Origin of the sequence: Cobetia sp. MB87 (assembly GCF_011319755.1) — a bacterium.
In the GTDB taxonomy this organism is placed as follows: Bacteria; Pseudomonadota; Gammaproteobacteria; order Pseudomonadales; family Halomonadaceae; genus Cobetia.
Window position 1 is genome coordinate 28,437 of the sequence record NZ_VFBC01000009.1, and the last position, 17,010, is coordinate 45,446.

The 17,010-nt window shown below is 61.4% G+C and carries 13 protein-coding genes; 9 read left to right on the forward strand and 4 right to left on the reverse strand.

Annotated features, from left to right (window positions below):
- Positions 1-52: 52 nt before the first annotated feature.
- Positions 53-952 carry a LysR family transcriptional regulator gene (locus CDPAHKCJ_RS11585; RefSeq protein ID WP_166019942.1) on the reverse strand — a complete coding sequence of 300 codons (900 nt, stop codon included), beginning with the start codon at positions 950-952 and terminating at the stop codon, positions 53-55.
- 88 nt (positions 953-1,040) lie between these two features.
- Between CDPAHKCJ_RS11585 and CDPAHKCJ_RS11590 the strand changes: the two genes are divergently transcribed.
- From CDPAHKCJ_RS11590 to CDPAHKCJ_RS11600, 3 genes are all read left to right on the forward strand, one after another.
- On the forward strand, positions 1,041-2,060 hold the full coding sequence (locus tag CDPAHKCJ_RS11590; protein ID WP_166019943.1) for a TAXI family TRAP transporter solute-binding subunit: 1,020 nt from the start codon (positions 1,041-1,043) through the stop codon (positions 2,058-2,060).
- Between the two features lie 144 nt (positions 2,061-2,204).
- Positions 2,205-4,043 (forward strand): TRAP transporter fused permease subunit, encoded by a 1,839-nt coding sequence (locus CDPAHKCJ_RS11595; RefSeq protein WP_166019944.1) that lies wholly within the window; start codon positions 2,205-2,207, stop codon positions 4,041-4,043.
- A 3-nt stretch (positions 4,044-4,046) separates the two neighbouring features.
- On the forward strand, positions 4,047-5,618 hold the full coding sequence (locus tag CDPAHKCJ_RS11600; RefSeq protein ID WP_166019945.1) for a sulfatase-like hydrolase/transferase: 1,572 nt from the start codon (positions 4,047-4,049) through the stop codon (positions 5,616-5,618).
- Between the two features lie 207 nt (positions 5,619-5,825).
- Here CDPAHKCJ_RS11600 and CDPAHKCJ_RS11605 read toward each other — a convergent pair whose 3' ends face one another.
- On the reverse strand, positions 5,826-6,575 hold the full coding sequence (locus CDPAHKCJ_RS11605) for a cation diffusion facilitator family transporter (RefSeq protein ID WP_166019946.1): 750 nt from the start codon (positions 6,573-6,575) through the stop codon (positions 5,826-5,828).
- 184 nt (positions 6,576-6,759) lie between these two features.
- Here CDPAHKCJ_RS11605 and CDPAHKCJ_RS11610 point away from each other — a divergent pair, with 184 nt between their 5' ends.
- Complete coding sequence (locus CDPAHKCJ_RS11610) at positions 6,760-7,155, forward strand: helix-turn-helix domain-containing protein (RefSeq protein ID WP_166019947.1); 396 nt, start codon at positions 6,760-6,762, stop codon at positions 7,153-7,155.
- 71 nt (positions 7,156-7,226) lie between these two features.
- On the opposite strand, the gene CDPAHKCJ_RS11615 is transcribed toward CDPAHKCJ_RS11610, so the two are convergent.
- Together CDPAHKCJ_RS11615 and CDPAHKCJ_RS11620 are read right to left on the reverse strand one after the other, a co-directional pair.
- Positions 7,227-7,967: an aspartate/glutamate racemase family protein gene (locus CDPAHKCJ_RS11615; protein WP_166019948.1), complete on the reverse strand. Its 741-nt coding sequence runs from the start codon at positions 7,965-7,967 to the stop codon at positions 7,227-7,229.
- A gap of 107 nt (positions 7,968-8,074) precedes the next feature.
- On the reverse strand, positions 8,075-9,550 hold the full coding sequence (locus tag CDPAHKCJ_RS11620) for a Na+/H+ antiporter NhaC family protein (RefSeq protein WP_166019949.1): 1,476 nt from the start codon (positions 9,548-9,550) through the stop codon (positions 8,075-8,077).
- 204 nt (positions 9,551-9,754) lie between these two features.
- Here CDPAHKCJ_RS11620 and CDPAHKCJ_RS11625 point away from each other — a divergent pair, with 204 nt between their 5' ends.
- From CDPAHKCJ_RS11625 to CDPAHKCJ_RS11645, 5 genes are all read left to right on the forward strand, one after another.
- Entirely contained in the window at positions 9,755-10,585 is an 831-nt protein-coding gene (locus CDPAHKCJ_RS11625) for a helix-turn-helix transcriptional regulator (protein ID WP_166019950.1), read from the forward strand.
- A gap of 132 nt (positions 10,586-10,717) precedes the next feature.
- Positions 10,718-12,307 carry a peptide chain release factor 3 gene (locus CDPAHKCJ_RS11630; protein ID WP_153635928.1) on the forward strand — a complete coding sequence of 530 codons (1,590 nt, stop codon included), beginning with the start codon at positions 10,718-10,720 and terminating at the stop codon, positions 12,305-12,307.
- A gap of 398 nt (positions 12,308-12,705) precedes the next feature.
- Positions 12,706-13,188 carry a large conductance mechanosensitive channel protein MscL gene (mscL, locus tag CDPAHKCJ_RS11635; protein WP_166019951.1) on the forward strand — a complete coding sequence of 161 codons (483 nt, stop codon included), beginning with the start codon at positions 12,706-12,708 and terminating at the stop codon, positions 13,186-13,188.
- A gap of 148 nt (positions 13,189-13,336) precedes the next feature.
- Positions 13,337-14,104, forward strand: coding sequence for a TatD family hydrolase (locus tag CDPAHKCJ_RS11640; RefSeq protein ID WP_166019952.1), 768 nt, complete (start codon positions 13,337-13,339; stop codon positions 14,102-14,104).
- Positions 14,105-14,178: 74 nt separating this feature from the next.
- Positions 14,179-17,001: an EAL domain-containing protein gene (locus CDPAHKCJ_RS11645; RefSeq protein ID WP_166019953.1), complete on the forward strand. Its 2,823-nt coding sequence runs from the start codon at positions 14,179-14,181 to the stop codon at positions 16,999-17,001.
- The last annotated feature ends 9 nt before the right edge of the window (positions 17,002-17,010 follow it).

The following is a 17,010-nucleotide window of genomic DNA, read 5'->3' on the forward strand; positions in this document are numbered from 1 at the left end:
GTGATAGCCAGACTCGACAGCGCCTCACCCGACAGGGTGGGGCGCTGTCGTTTCAGGAGGCCCCTCGACACCGGAACCTGTCTATCAACCATGTGGCGCCTTCATCGAGCTGGGCATTGCGACGTGTCGACAGCCCGATGGGACGATGAAACAGTGGATGATCGAATTCAAGGAATTTCAAGCGGTCTTCAAGATGGGGGAGCGTCATCTTGACCGGCATTGCTGTCAACAGATCAGTCGAACTGACGATCTCGAGGGCAGCGCTGATCGCGCCTACTTCACAGACGATATCCAGTGTCTCGACACCGGATTCCAGCAATGCCATTTCCGTCTGCTGTCGCAACAGACTGTCGCGGGAATGTGCCAGCCATGAGTGAGATTGAAGGTCCTTAGGTGAGACTTTCGTCTGGTGAACCAGGGGATGATCTGCCCGACAGAGTATTCCTATCCTGTCCTCCACCAATGGTGAAAACGAGATTCCCGTATCGGCATTCATCACATCACGCGGACCAATCACGATATCAACTCTTCCTCGCGACAACATGGACCGCAATTCAGGGACCAGTCCCACTTGCAGGTCGACGCGCCAGCCGGGTTTTTCCTCCAGAAACTGAATCAGAATCTGTGTCAGATAGCGCCCAGCCACGATGGGAGGGGCGCCAATGCGTACGATACCGCGCTTGCCTTCGGCCATCAGGCTGGCATCCGTCTCGGCCTCGGCCTGTGCGGCACGAATCGCCATTCCGGTTCTGGCCAGGCGTTTTGCCAGTGCCGTCGGCAGGGAACGCTTGCCTGAACGCTCGAACAATGGTGAGCCGAGTCTTGCTTCCAATCCGCGCATGTTTCGACTTATGGCGGGTTGTGTCAGCCCCATTCTTTCGGCAGCCAATTGGAAAGATTGCTCTTCCACAATGGCCGAGAGTTGAGCCAGATGACGCGGATCGATATTCATATCAACCTGCTATGCAAGATGTCGGAATTGATATTTTTCATCATAAGACAACGAGGCTAATCTGACGTTACAACAATAGGAGTACGCCATGAAAAGCCATGCTGGACGTGCACGCTTTCTCGCCATCACGTTACTTTTTACCACCTTTCTTTCCTCTGGATTCGCCGAGGCCAGGATCTACAAGGGAGAAACCGCCGGGGCGGGGGACTCGGTGCATACCATGTTCGTATCATTCGTCAATCAGGCGCGATTGGCCGATGTGGATATCCAGGTCAATGCAGGCCAGACGCTGACGAAATCCATGCTCAATGGCGCACGCGGCAGAGTGGACTTCTTCTCTTCCGTCCCGTCGCTGGTCGACATGATGGCAGAGGGAGCCGGGATGTATCAGCCGATCACGAACGCTCCGGAGCTTTCGACTCACCTGCGCGCCATTCTGGGCTTTCAAAGCGGTGTCTATCACCCGGTGACACTGGAAGGCTCGGGAATCACTGACTGGGACGATATCGCGGGCAAGACAGTCTTTACGGGCCCGCCTGCGGGCTCGGCCGCTGCCACTTCCGAAGCGCTCATCCGCGGTATTACCGGCTATGAGCCGGGCAAGGACTATACCGCCGTTCGCCTGAGCTGGGGGGAAGCCTACGAGGCGCTGGCGGATGGCAAGATCGACATGATGATCCGTCCCTCGGAAATCGGTTCAGCCAATATCGAGCGTTTCGGTCTCACCGATGAATTCAGAATCCTTTCCATCCCTGACAGTGCCATCACCTCCCATCGACTGGATGACCTCATCGGCCAGGCTGGGCGGGGCACGACGAGCTTCGACGGTGATCTCTACGATGGTCAACTGACCCAGGGCAAGATCACGGCTCTCGCCTATTACCAGTTCATCGGCACCAATGACAGCGTCTCCGATGACGTGGTATACCACGCGACCAAGGCGTTCTGGGAGCACCTGGCCAGCGTGCAGAGCAGCGCCTCCTTTCTGAAGACCGTCACCCCGGATACGGCGTTCGCCGGTATCAACGTACCGCTGCACCCCGGTGCACTGCGCTACTACCAGGAGCAGGGCTACGACATCCCTGCGGCCTTGAAAGTCACACAATAACAATCGCCTGGAACGGCCACGTACATGTGACCGTTTGCCTGACTGTAGAAGGAACTCGCCATGAACGAACAGGCCACGGTGTCACATCCCTTATTACGTATATTGTTTTTCGCCTCCGTCGCGTGCTGCGGAGTAATCGGGGCGATGTCGCTCTACTCGGCCGGTATCGGTCTGATAGATCCCACATGGCACCGCACGCTGGGGTTTGGCCTGGCGCTCGTGATCGGCGTTGCCGCTGCGCGCCGCAAGCAGCTTTCCGCCGCACCGCAAGGCTCGGGTTACGGCATCCGTCATATCGCGGTGGACCTGCTGTTGCTCGGTGCCGGTTGCTGGGCAATCGTCAGCTTCTTCGTGGTCCAGAGTGAAATGCAGGTGGTGCTCTACGACGTGACCCGCCAGGATGCCTGGCCGGCGCTGGCCGGGTTGTGTGTATTTCTCGAGCTGTGTCGGCGTCTCTGGGGCTGGGGGCTCTTCGCTGTCGGGGCGCTGGCCGTGCTCTATCTGCTCTTCGGTCAGAGCCTGCCGGGCATTCTGGCGCATTCTGGCTTCACGCTTGCGGAAGTGGCTGAGAACCTCTGGTACAACACCAACAAGGGCGTGTTCGGTTCCATCACCAATATCGTGCTGGGGACCGTCTTCATCTTCATCATCTTCGGTGTGCTGCTGGAAGGCACCGGTGCCGGGGATACGCTGCTCAAGTTCGCCTTCCTCGCCACTCGTCGCTCGCGTGGCGGGCCCGCGCACGCCGCTATCCTGGCATCTTCGTTGTTCGGTACGATGTCAGGCTCCACGGTCGCGAACATCGTCGGTACCGGCACCTTCACCATCCCGATGATTAAGAAGCGGGGCTTCACGCCTGCCTTTGCCGCAGGTGTCGAGGCAACAGCCTCCACTGGCGGTCAGATCATGCCGCCGATCATGGGGGCAGCCGCACTGGTCATGGCGGATCTGACCGGCGTGGGCTATCTGAACATCGCCATCGCGGCGCTGGTGCCGGCTCTCTTCTATTACTTCAGCCTTTTCACTGCGGTCACAATCGAGGCACGTCGCCAGGGCGTCCAGGTGCAACCGCTGGAAGTGAAGGACAGAATCACTCGGTTGGATATCTTCAACTCGATCCTGTTCGTAGGGCCGATCCTGACGGTGATCATCTCGCTGGTCATGGGCGTGTCCACCTCGGCTTCCGGCTTCTATGCCACCCTGGTACTGGTCCTGCTCTCCGTCATCAATCCTAAGGTTCGCCGTGACCCGATGCGCCTGGTGCGCTCGTTCATCACCGGGAGTGCCAGCGGTGCCTCGCTGCTGATCGCGATCGCGGCCATCGGGATTCTGGTCGGTGCATTGGATTCCACCGGTCTTGGACTCAAGCTGGCCAACGTGATCGCGATGCTACGAGGCGACAGCCTGTTCTCGGCACTCTTCGTCGCCATGATGGGGGCACTGGTGCTGGGGATGGGCATGCCGACCCTGCCGGCCTATCTGATCATCGTTCTGGTCATGGGGCCTGCCATTCAGGCGCTCGGGCTATCGTTGCTGACGGCGCACATGTTCGTCTTCTACTACGGGGTCGCCTCGTCCCTGACGCCACCGGTGGCGATCGCCGCCTATGCCGCCGCTCCCATCGCGGGCGCAAACCCGCTCAAGACCTCGCTGGTGGCATTCCGCCTGGGGCTGGCGCAATTCATCATCCCCTTCATCTTCGTCTACTACCCGACACTGCTGATCGTCGAGGACTTCTCCCTGGCGTCCTTCCTGTGGATCGCGGCTCGCACCGCCTTCTGCATCTGGCTGTTCTGCTCGGCCATGGCGGCCTTCGATCGGGAGCGCCTCTCCGTCGCCGAAGTCGTGCTGCGTTTCCTGGTGGCATTCCTGTGCCTGGTGCCGGACCCGCTGATCCATCTTCCAGCTGTTGCCATGGGCGCCTTGCTGGTGGCCTTCCATCTGCGCCGTACCCAACCCATCGCCAACGTGACCGGAGCCTGAATCATGACTGCACGTCCGAACTTTCTCTTCATCATCACCGATCAACACCGCGCCGATCATCTGGGGTGCTATGGCAATGGCGTCGTCAAGACGCCCAACATCGATCAGCTGGCGGCGAAGGGGACACGCTTCGAGCGCTTCTATGTCGCCAACCCGATCTGCATGCCCAACCGTGCCTCGATCATGACGGGGCGGATGAGTTCGCTGCACGGTGCGCGCCACAACGGTATTCCTCTCTCGCGCAACCACACCACCTTCGTGGAGCTGCTCAAGGATGCAGGCTATCGCACTGCGCTGATCGGCAAGTCCCACCTGCAGAGCTTCACGGGGCTGCCTGCCACCAATGTCTTCACGGCCCAAGAGGGCAAGCAGGCACCGTCCGCCTCGCTGCGTGATGCCTTCAAGGACAATCGACACACCGATGACTATGAGCTGGAGAATACCCGGCATTGGGAAACGCCTGTCGCGGAGCGACTCTCGGGAGATTTCTACGGGTTCGAGCATGTCGAGATCGCCGCCGGACATGCCGATGAGGCCAGCGGGGACTACCTGCTGTGGGCGCGTCAGCAGCGGACGGATTTCGATGACCTGGTCGGGCCCGAGAATGCCTTGCCGGATCATCGCTACCAGGCCCCCCAGGCATGGCGAACATCCGTGCCGGAGGAGCTTTATTCCACCAGCTGGATTGCGGAGCGCAGCCAGGCATGGCTGGAGGAACAGGCCGCTGGCGACCAGCCATTCTTCCTGCAGATGTCATTCCCGGACCCGCATCACCCCTTTACTCCGCCGGGCAAGTACTGGGGCATGTATAGCCCTTCCGATATCGACCTGCCCGCGAGCTTCGGCAAGGGAGATTTGCCGCCGCTCCTGGCGATGCGCAAGGCGTTGGAGGAGGGGACCGACCCACGAGACAATCAGAGCCCCTTCGCGGTGACCGAGGATGAGGCGCGCTCCATCATCGCGCTGACCTACGGCATGATCCACATGATCGACGATGCCATCGGGCGGGTGATGGCATCACTGGAATCGCTGGGGCTGGCGGAGAATACCGTGGTCGTCTTCACCTCCGATCACGGTGATTACATGGGCGATCATGGTTTGATGTTGAAGCTTCTGCTGCACTACCAGGGGCTGGTGCGTACGCCCTTCATCTGGCACGACCCCCAGCGGCCCCGGGACGCTGCCTGTTCCACCGAGCTTGCCTCTTCGGTGGATATCGCCTCGACGATACTCGCCAGAGCAGGAATACAGGAGTTCAACGGCATGCAGGGGCGCGATCTGCTGTCGACATCGGCCCCGGAAGCCGTCCTCGTCGAAGAGGACAGTCAGCGCACCATGACCGGCTTCGAACGTCCGCAGCGGGTGCGGACGGTGATCACCGAGCGCTATCGGATGTCGGTCCGCCATGGAGAGGACTGGGGCGAGCTCTATGATCTGGAGAACGATCCTGATGAGCTGGTGAACCTGCACGATGACCCCGACCATGCGGCGGTACGCGCCGAGCTGACCGATATCATGCTGCGACGCATGATCGAGCTTCAGGACCGCGCTCCGCTCCCTGCCTACCGTGCCTGAAGGCTGCCGATCCAAGCCTTGCAGCGCTGATGGCCCGCGGGGCTGAGAGCTCTCGAGGCCTTGTCTGTCGGCGTGCAGGCATCTGTCTCATGGCATGCTTTGGAGGGTGACTCCTCCCTTTGGTCTCAATCACTTACGAAAGCGCCCCGTCGATAATGACGGGGCGCTTTCGTGTTGCTGGCAGTCATGGGTCAGCCACGTGGTACTTCAACCACAGCGCTTGCTTGAGCAGCAAGTACTGGCGTGAGGCTGCTCAATCACTACGGCAGCCGTCGGCGGGGTGCAACAGCTGCTGGTGCTGGAAGCGTCCTGGTCGTCAGGTATCTGATCGTTCTCGGCCTGCCTGGCCTCGCGCAGTTCCTCGCGCGCATCGCGAATCACCTGCCAGGCGGATTGCAGGAAGAGTGCGGCGATCGCAGCGCCCAGCAGCACGTCCGGCCAGCGAGAGCCTGTCCAGCCCACCAGTATCGCAGCGCCGAAGACCGAGGCATTGGCGATGATGTCATTGCGTGAACATAGCCAGGTGGAGCGCATGTTCAGATCATCCGACTTGAAGCGCCACAGCAGTCCGAAGCAGATGAGATTGACCGCCAGCGCCAGCAGGGCGAAGGCACCCATGCCGTGGGCGGCCGGTGCCACTCCATTGAGGGCTTGATAGCCTGCTTCGCCAAGGACGATCAGGCCCAGCGCCAGCATCACGATGCCCTTGATCAGTGCGCTCATTGCGCGTTCACGCACACTGCGGTGCAGGACGTAGAGGGTCAGGGCGTAAACGCTGGCATCGCCGAACATGTCGAGGGAATCCCCCAGCAGCGCGGTGGATCCCAGCCACCAGGCCGCGGTGAATTCGACGAAGAACATGCTGGCATTCAGCGCCAGCAGAATCTTCAGGACCTTGCCCTGTGAGGCTCTGAGCTCTGCCAGCTCGCCGGATTTGCTTTCGCAACAGCTTTTCATGGGTCTTGGCCTCCTGTCGTGTTGATGACAGCATGGAGGTTATAGTCACTATAAGGTCAAGTCGGCTGATGAAATGGTTGATGCATCGACATGCAACACATGGCGAGAGGAGAAGTCATCGATGACCGCAAGAGATTTCACACGGAAAGGGGAATCGTCCACGTCATCGCACGGCGAGGTGACGATGGGCATCGGCCAACTGGCCAAGGCATCTGATGTCCAGGCGGTGACGATCCGCTATTACGAGAAGCAGGGGCTGTTGGCCCCGATGCGACGCGCGCCCAATGGCTATCGTGAGTATGGCAATGCACAGCTCAGGCGTTTGACCTTCATCCGCCGTTGTCGGCGGCTGGGATTTTCGCTGGATGACATCCGCGCCTTGCTGGGCCTGGCGGATCAACAGGCCTTGCCGTGTCATCAGATAGACGCGCGTATCGAGGCGCAGCTGGCCGAGGTGCGCAAGCGCCAGCGTGACCTCGCTGTCATGGAGGAGGAGTTGCAGCGCCTGACGCACTGCTGTGCCGGCGGGGTGATGGCACAGTGCCATATCGTCGAGACACTGTCCGAGGTCGAGGAGTAAGGCCCTGACAGACAGTTCATCTATCGCCAGGGCTGGGTCACGGGTTGCAGGTCGGGCGGGGGCAGGGAGGATCAGACGCCGCAGGACTTGCGAGCGAGTTCCTCCGCGACCAGCTCGGTGACATCGATCAGTGTCCTGGCGGGGGCTGCGTCGTTGTCTGACGAGCTGACGGTGTTGACGGGAATCAGTGGCAGCTCGGTACAGGCCAGCAGCACGGTGTCTGCCGACAGGCTCTTCAGCAGCGCATGAAAGCGCTGGACCACGTTCGGGTCATCGCCGCCATGCGCCTTCACGTCATAGATGATCTGGTGCAGCAGGTGTGGGTCGGCGGGTACCTCGACTTCCACCACCTCCGTCAGTGCCCGATAGGGTGACCAGTCCCCCATGTCCGTCACGGACTTCGCGCCCAGCAGCGCCAACTTGCTCAAGCCGTCGCGCCGCACCCTGTCGATGACGACATCACTGAACGACACCAGCCGGGCATTCAGCGCCAGAGCCTCCAGCTGGGACTGATAGTAGTTCAGCGTATTGCAGGCGATGGCGTAGTAGTCGACATGCTCGGCGAGTTTGAGGGCGCTGTCGGCCAGCGCCTCCCACACCTGTTGGTCATGGGTCTCGAGTTCCATGGACAGCCCGAGCGCCGGCTGGGAGATCAGATGGACGTGCGGGGCATCCAGATCTCCCCGATAGCCAGGCCCGATACGGGCCTTGTTGGCGATCAGCAGCTTGTTCCAGAGATCCAGACCGGCATCCGGGCCGGAGCCGGTGAGGATGCCGATCACGTTGCGTTGGCGCAGCTCAGTATCTTGCATGGCGGTGTCCGTCGTCTTGTTGCGGGGCAGGCGGTGAAGGTTCAGTCGAGGGCAGCTCAGTCAGGAGCAGCTCAGTCAGGGGCAGATCAGCTGGCTGAGCTTGAGATTTAACTTGAGACTGACTTTGAGGCTGACGCTGACAGTGAGGACCGCCCAGCGGGCACCTCGGTTGCAGCCTCGTCCTGAGCGCTCGCCTGGTCTGCCGGGCTGAAACGACGGCCCCAGCCGGTGGCGATGGAGACACTCATCACGGCCAGCAGGATCCAGGCGTAGAGCACCCAGGGCGTCAGATCGAGCGGCATCAGGGCCGGCACGCCGGGGAAGGTCTCGGCGGCTTTCACGGACAGCCCGGAGGCGAACAACAGCGCGGCGGACCAGGGCAGCGAATAGACCAGGGTGCAGGACATGCTGTCGATGATGTTGGCGCGGCGGTAAGGGCTCAGGCCAAAGCGTTCGCCGACCGGTTTGGCGTAGGACAGTCCGACCGCGAGGATCGCCGGGGCATTGATGCTCATCAGCGAGGACATCAGCAGCGAGAGCCCGGCGGAGGAGGCTTCCGCACCACGTGGTGTGCGCACGACACCCTTGAGCGCATTGATCAGCCTCTCACTGCCACCGCCATCGAGCATCAGACGAATGCCCGCCGACAGCAGGATCACCAGAATCGACAGGTCTGCCATCCAGCCGGCCACGCCATTGATCAGCGCACCATTCTCGACCGACACGAAACCGCTCAGGGTGTTGAGGCCGGTAAGTATCGCCACCAGCATGCCGGACAGAATTCCCACGCTGGTGGCGAAGATCACATCGCCTTTCTTCATGGCCACGTAGATGGCAGCCAGGGCGGGCAGCAACATCACCAGGCCCTTGGGGTCCATGTGTTCGGCCAGCTGTTCATGCGCGATGATCAGCGGCGTTGTTTGCTGCGTCAGGCTGATCAGCACCATCACCACCAGCGTGATGCTGCCGGCCACCAGCGTGAAGGGCAGTCGGGAACGAACCACGCCACCGATATCAGCGCCCTGACTCGCCGCCGAGGAAATGGTGGTGTCGGAGATGGGCGCCAGGTTGTCGCCGAAGGCACCGCCTCCCACGATGGCCCCTGCCAGCAGCAACGGGTCGGCTCCCAGCATGACGCCCGCGGGATAGAGCACGCCCATGCCCGCGGCGATGGTGCCGAAGCCGGTGCCTGCCGCGGTCGCGAACAGGGCGCAGGCGAGGAAGGTCACGACGAGGAAGGCCGTGCCGGTGGCGCCGGTGTGATAGGCCGCCCACAGAATGCCATCCACCAGTCCTGAGGAGCGCAGCACCGTGGCGAAGATGCCGGCAAAGATCCACGCCGCCACCGGGGCGATGGCCACCATGCTGGCCATGCCCTTCATGATGGTGTCGCTGTAGACGGACTTGTCACGGGCAAACAGGAAGGTGACCAGCAGGCCGGCGAGAATGCCGACCCACATGCCCTGGATGGTCGGCTCCTCCAGGCTGGTGGCTACATGAATGGCTGTGGTGATGAAGCACAGGATGGGCAGGAACGAGACCCAGGGCCCGCCGTGGAACGTGAGTTTGGATGCAGGAGTCATGCGATAGCCTCTTTTATGGTTGTTACTATCTGCGTGTGAGGGACTTCTGCATTGCATCATTCGCTGGTCAGCCGCGGAATTTGACGACCTGACTCAAGGTGGCGCACTCAGACGCACTATCTGGTGCAGGCTGCGCCTGTCGCACTCTGGGTCATGGCGGGTGGGCGGCGTAGACTGAGGCTCTATCCCGCGCGAGACAGACCCATGAACGAAGACCTGGCCCTCAATCTGCGGCTGCTGTGCAGCTACTACCGATCCATCGCCGAGGTGAGTCGGCGGCTCGAGATCAGTCGGCCACAGTTCAATCGATATCTGAGCGGTCAATACCGGCCTGCTGCACATACACTGCGGCGGATCTGTGAGTTCTTCGGGGTGGAGGAGCACGAGATCCTGCTGCCCAATCGTCAGTTCCAGCGTCTGGTGCAGGTGCGTCCCAAGCCGCGCGAGAGTGAGGCTACGTCTGTGGAGAGCGAGCCGCTGGCGCAGTTGAGACGCTCGGGCGCCTCCAAGTTGGGCCGCTATGTGGGCCACTACTATGAGTACTATCTGTCGATGTCGTCGCCGGGGCGGATACTGCGGGGGCTGGTGTCCATCATCCAGCGCGAGGATGGTGTCTATTACCAGCGTCTTGAGCGCCTGGTCGAGCGCGAGTCGTCCGGTGTCGGCGTGTCACATTGCAAGTATCAGGGGATGGCGTTCTATCTGAGCGATCGCATCTTCATGACCGACTACGAGTCGATGACCGGCAATGAGATCACCCAGACCATTCTCTACCCGACCTTCACCAGCCGTGTGTCACGCCTCAAGGGGCTGCGAATCGGGGTATCGGCAAGCGGTGATCGCACGCCGGCCAGTACTCGCGTGCTGCTCGAATATCTCGGGCGTGACATCCGGGTTCGCTGCGCGCTGAAGCAATGCGGGCTCTATCCCCTGGACAGCGACGAGATCGAGGATGCCATCCGCCACGAGATCCTCAATGACCAGGCGCCGGCGGGCGAGGGACCCTGGCATTTTCGCGCACGCAAGGATGACTGAAGGCCGCTGATCGCGCTCGCCTCTGTTGCCGCGCCGCGCCAGCCGCTACAATGCGCGCCATTCGTATTGTTCTGCTTTTCACCCAACAGTGCGCGCGGCGTGCCTCACGTCGGGCCGGATGCCTTTCAGCTCATGTCAGATTCCCAGATTGCCAAGGCGGCGGATGTGCGCCGTACATTCGCCATCATCTCTCACCCGGATGCCGGTAAGACCACCATCACCGAGAAGCTGCTGCTGTTCGGGAATGCCATCCAGATGGCCGGCTCGGTCAAGAGCAAGCGGGCCGATCGCCACGCGACCTCCGATTGGATGAAGATGGAGCAGGAGCGTGGCATCTCCGTGACCACCTCCGTGATGCAGTTCCCCTACAAGGACCGCATGGTCAATCTGCTGGATACCCCCGGGCACGAGGACTTCTCCGAAGATACCTACCGGACGCTGACGGCCGTCGACTCGGCACTGATGGTCATCGATGGCGCCAAGGGTGTCGAGGACCGCACCATCAAGCTGATGGAAGTCTGCCGCCTGCGCACCACGCCGATCCTGACCTTCGTCAACAAGATGGACCGCGAGACGCGTGACCCCATCGAGGTGATGGATGAAGTCGAGACGGTGCTCAACATCCAGTGTGCGCCGATGACCTGGCCGATCGGCGTCGGCAAGGGCTTCAAGGGCGTCTATCACCTGCTCAATGACGAGATCCATCTCTACAAGCAGGGTCAGGGCAACCGCATTCCCGACGACGTGCGCATCAAGGGTCTCGACAGCCCCGAAGCCATCGAAGTGCTGGGTGAGGATCTGATCGAAGAGCTGAGCATGGAGGTCGAGCTGGTGCGCGGCGCCTCTCACGAGTTCGATCTCGAGGCCTATCGTCGCGGTGAGCTGACGCCGGTCTACTTCGGTACCGCCATGGGCAACTTCGGCGTGCGCGAGATGCTCGACGGCTTCGTCGAATATGCCCCGCCGCCCCAGCCGCGCGATACCGATACCCGGGAAGTCACGGCCCATGATGAGCGCTTCACCGGCTTCGTGTTTAAGATCCAGGCCAACATGGACCCGAAGCACCGTGACCGTGTCGCCTTCCTGCGTGTCTGCTCCGGCAAGTACGAGAAGAACATGAAGATGCGCCATGTGCGCATCAACAAGGACGTCAAGATTCCCGACGCCCTGACCTTCATGGCGGCGGACCGCTCCCATGTGGAAGAGGCCTGGCCGGGCGATATCATCGGCCTGCACAACCACGGCACCATCCAGATCGGTGATACCTTCACCATCGGCGAGGACATGCGCTTCACTGGCATTCCGCACTTCGCGCCGGAACTGTTCAAGCGTGTGCGCCTGAAGGACCCGCTGAAGATGAAGGCGCTGCAGAAGGGCCTTCAGCAGCTCTCCGAAGAGGGGGCGACTCAGGTCTTCCAGCCGTTCGACAACAACGATCTGATCGTCGGTGCCGTCGGAACGCTGCAGTTTGACGTGGTCGCTCACCGCCTGAAGGAAGAGTACAAGGTCGAGTGCATCTATGAGGCGATCAACGTGCAGACCGCGCGCTGGATCTACTGTGATGACACCAAGATGCTGGAAGACTTCAAGCGCAAGGCCAGTGCCAACCTGGCCTACGACGGCGGCGGCTGGCTGACCTATATCGCGCCGACCCGCGTCAACCTGCAGCTGACCCAGGAGCGCTGGCCGGATATCACCTTCCGCGCCACCCGTGAGCACTGAGATAGTTGCCACAACGGCGTTGCCACAGCGGCGCTGTCTGGCGGCAATGTCGCAATGGTGCTGCCATAGCGACGCAGCGGTAGCGAGACTGTCGATCACGGCCTGAAGAACGCCACCCCTCGGGGTGGCGTTTTTTCATGCCCGGATAAAAGTGGCGTTTTTTGTGTCCAGACATCCATGTAACCCTACGTTTACACAGCCAACCCATGGCGCGGCATCAGCACGGCATAATGTTAGGGTCATGTTGTCTTGCTGGCATCCGCGTGATGAAGCTTGCTGTGGCGAAGGTCGGTAGGGCGCAGACAATGACAACAACAACGGCGTGGGATGTGTTCAGGGCGGGCCATGTTTGATGCATGGCAATCCACCGGATGGACAGCGAGTAAAGGAGATGACAGATGTCCGGATTCATGCAGGAGTTTCGTGATTTTGCCGTCAAGGGTAACGTTGTCGACATGGCCGTCGGCATCATCATCGGCGGGGCATTCACCCTGATCGTCAAGAGTCTGGTGGGGGACATGCTCAACCCGCTGATCGGGCTGCTGATCGGGGGTGTCGATTTCTCTAACTTCTTCATCGTGCTCAAGGAAGGCGCTCAGGCTGCCCCCTATGCCAGCCTGGATGCCGCGAAGGAAGCGGGAGCCGTCACGCTGAATTATGGCCTGTTCATCAATGCCATCATCAGCTTTGCGCTGGTGGCGCTGGCGGTCTTCGTGTTGATCCGCCAGATCAACAAGCTTAAGAAGGAAGCCGAGGAAGCGCCGGAAGAGGTCACCGACAAGGATTGCCCGTATTGTCTTTCCAAGGTACCGCTGGCGGCGACCCGTTGTGGTCATTGCACCTCCGAGCTGGCACCGGCAGCGCCGGTGGAGGCGGCCTAGGCACTTGGGTCACCTGTGGCAGTCGCGACGGCTGACAGGGCAACATCGGCAATCGTCCTCAAGGGACCGGTCACCAGGCCGGTCCCTTCGTTTGTCTGTCACACGCTGATATAGCACGATGGCAGTTGGGCCATCACCGGGAGATTTCATGCTGATCGACAGCCATTGCCATCTGGATTTCGCTGACTTCACGCCGGATCGAGAGGCGGTCATCGCGCGTGCCGAGCAGCAAGATGTCTCGGCCTTCGTGGTGCCTGCCACCACGGTGGCAAGCTTCCCGGCAGTGCTGGAACTGGTGGATTCATCGGCGCCTATCTTCGGTGCCCTGGGGTTGCATCCCTATTTTCTGTCCGAGCATGGTGATGATGCGCTGGCGGCGCTTCATCAGGCTCTCGACCAGCATGCGGGCCAGATCGTCGCGTTGGGGGAATGTGGCTTCGATGCGCGACTGGCGGATCATGACGCCCAATGGCAGCTGTTCGAGGCCCAGCTGAGCATGGCACGCGAATTCTCCCTGCCTGTCATCGTGCACTGCGTGCGCGCCAATGATGAAGTCGCCAAGCGACTCAAGCAGGCACGACTCACCCGTGGCGGCATCATCCACGCCTTCGCGGGCAGTCAGGTGCAGGCACAGCGCTTTCTCGAGCTTGGCTTCGTGCTGGGGCTTGGCGGCAGCGTGACCTACCCGCGTGCCAACAAGTTGCGCACAGTGGTGGCGTCACTGCCAGACGATGGCTTCGTGCTGGAAACCGATAGCCCCGACATGCCGCTGTACGGGTTTCAGGGCCAGCGCAATGAGCCATCGCGAGTGGCGAAGGTCGCGGACGTGGTGGCGGAACTCCGCTCGAGCAGTCGCCACGATATCGCGTTATCCACGACGGCGAATGTGCAGCGTATTCTTCAACTGAACGTCTGATCTAGACTGACCTCAACGGCCAGGCGACAGCCTGCCGACCCGGTTCAGGAGGTCGCCTCATCATCGGTAAATCAATGTCAGATTCTTCAGCATCGCGTTCCTCCTCTCGTGTGCCGGCACACGAGTCTTCTGCTGTCTTCGCACACGCCTCACTGCCTGCTGGCCCTCGCTATCGGATGTATCTGCTGCCGCTGCTGTTGCTGGCGGCATTGCTGGCCACCGGCTGGTTGACGGCCAGCCAGATATCCCAATCCCGCGAGGCGGATCGCGAGTCCGACCGGCAGCGGCTGGCCTTGTGGGTCAAGAGTGAGCAGCGCCTGCTCGCGGGACAGCTGCAGGAGAACGGCTACTGGGAAGAGGCCGTGACCAGATTTCTACGTGAGCCTGAGCTCGACACGACCTGGCTCGAGTACATGTATGGCCCCGAGTTCGCCATCAATACCGGCATACATCTGATCTCTGCCGTGCGTGGCGATGGGCAGGTGGCCGCCTGGGTGCAGCACAACGCCGGGTCGCCGGGGGCCGACTGGCTGGGCAAGCAGCCGGTGAGCTGGCGACGCGCGCTCGCCCCCGTCATGCAGGTTGCTCGCCAGTCACCGACACAACCTCAGCTGGCCTGGTTGATCGTCGACAACCAGCCATGGCTGATCGGCATGCAGGGGCTCTACGAGGATGAGGAGGCCCTGCCGCCGCAGGCGGAGCAGGGGCTGTTGATTCTGGGCATGCCGCTCACGGCAGACCTGCTGGACGAGCAGGCGGCCGTGCTGGGCTTGAAGGGACTGCAAGTGGTCAGCAACGCCATGCCACAGCCCATCGCGACGCAGCAGGTCTGCGTGGCCTTGCCCGCGTCTGGCCGTGCGGATCGCTACAACCATGCCAAGGCCTGCTGGCAGGATGAAAATCGCGTCGCTCAGCTGCTGCAGGAGATGGGCACTCCGCTGGCAGCGCTGCTGTTGATCATTTTGCTGGCGGGCATGGGGACCCTGGGCATGCTGGTACGCGACAGTCGGCGCCGCAGGGCGAGTCGGGCCTATGGCGCCTATCTCGAGCATCAATACCAGCGCCACAGCATTCTCAATCAGCAATTTCTGAGCGTCCCCTACGAAACCCACACGCCTCAGAATGCGCGTGCGTCTCTCGCGCAGTATCTGCAACGTGTGCGCGAGATGCTGGGGGCAGAGATCATCATCTATCGGCGCGAGGTGGGGAATCCCAACGCCGGCTACCTGATTCTGCAGAGTCATGATGAGCGTGAGTGGTTGAGTGAGGCATCGTTGCGGCGCGATCCTCTCTGGCGTCTGCCGGTGGGGCGCGTGTGCGTGTCAGCCGGTGATGAGAGCGTTGACAGGGATGTCGATGAGCAAGAAGACCGTGCGCTGCTGCTGTGTCAGCGACTGGGTGCCAGCCAGTTGATGGGCTATTCGGTCTCGCCGCATCCCGGGCGCAGCGAATTGCTGCTGGTAGCCAGCCGCGGCCATCGACTCAATGCCACCGAGATGATGCCGTTGCTGGACATGACACTCGATACCTTGGTGGTAAGAGGGCTGGAGCAGGAGCGTGTGCTGCTCCAGCATCAGTTGTTCGAGGAGCGCGAGACGGATCTCGATACCGGTCTGCTCAGCCGAGAGGGCATGCTGCGCCTGATCAAGGTGCGGATTGACCAGCTGGGAGAGGTCGCGCCGATGGAGGGCTTCGTGCTGTTGGCACTGCGGATCGGTGGCTTGCAGGTGCTCTATGATCATGCCGGCGCCGAGCCGGGCAATCATCAGCTGGAGCAGGTTCAGAAGCGTATCGCTCCCTTGTTGGGAAATTCCGGCGACGTGGCGCGCCTCGAGACCGACAGGCTGCTGATCATGGTCCAGCGCCGGCTGCTGGAAGCCACGCGTGGCGGTATCAGCGGCTGGCTGGACAACCTGCTGAATGCCGTACGTGACAAGGTCACGCTCGATGATGAGGTGATCTATCTGCAGCCGAGCCTGGGCATCACGCGCTATCCCGAGGATGGCCATCAGGTGGATGCGCTGGTCTATCGCGCCGAACGAGCCTTGCACGATACCCAGCAGTGCCAGCGCGAGTGGCATTTCTTCGATGAAGAAGCGGAGCGTGAGTTGCGTCGCCTCAAGCAGCTGGAGGCCGAGTTCACCGTCGCGCTGCGCGAGAATCAGCTCAGACTCTTCGTGCAACCGATCGTCGATGGACGTACCGGCCGCTTGCAGCTGTCGGAGGCGTTGATTCGCTGGCAGCACCCGGAACATGGCTTGATGGGCTCGGCGGACTTCATGGCGATCGTCGAGTCCGCACGTCTGGATGTCGCACTGGGGCGCTGGGTGCTCAAGGAGAGTATCGCGACCTTGATGCGCGTCCACGAAAGCGGTCATGAGCTGCATCTGAGCGTCAACGTGACCGTGCGCCACATGATGGACAAGCGCTTCCTGTCAGACCTGGAAATGCTGTTCCGGCATCCGGAGCTGTGTGAGCGCCTGACGCTTGAACTGGTCGAGAGCCAGCTGCCGGATGACATCCAGGCCCTCGCCGTGCTGTTCCAGACCATCCGGGCTCACGGCGTGGCGTTGGCTCTGGACGATTTCGGTACGGGCTACTCCTCGCTGTCTCAGCTGCAGCGGCTGCCGTTCGACAAGCTCAAGATCGATCGACAGTTCGTGACGGCACTGGGCTCCAGCAAGGGGCAGGCCATGATCGAAGCGATGCTGGGGCTGGCGGAGGCCTTCCATCTTGCAGTGGTGGCCGAAGGCATCGAGACGCCAGAGCAGCGAGCGGAATTGCTCGCGCATGGCTGCTCGCTGCATCAGGGCTATCTCTATGCACGACCGATGCCGGTGCAGGAGCTGATCGAGCACCTGATCGCAGGGGATGGCTGGCTGCCGGAAGGGCTGTAAGCCCCGGCA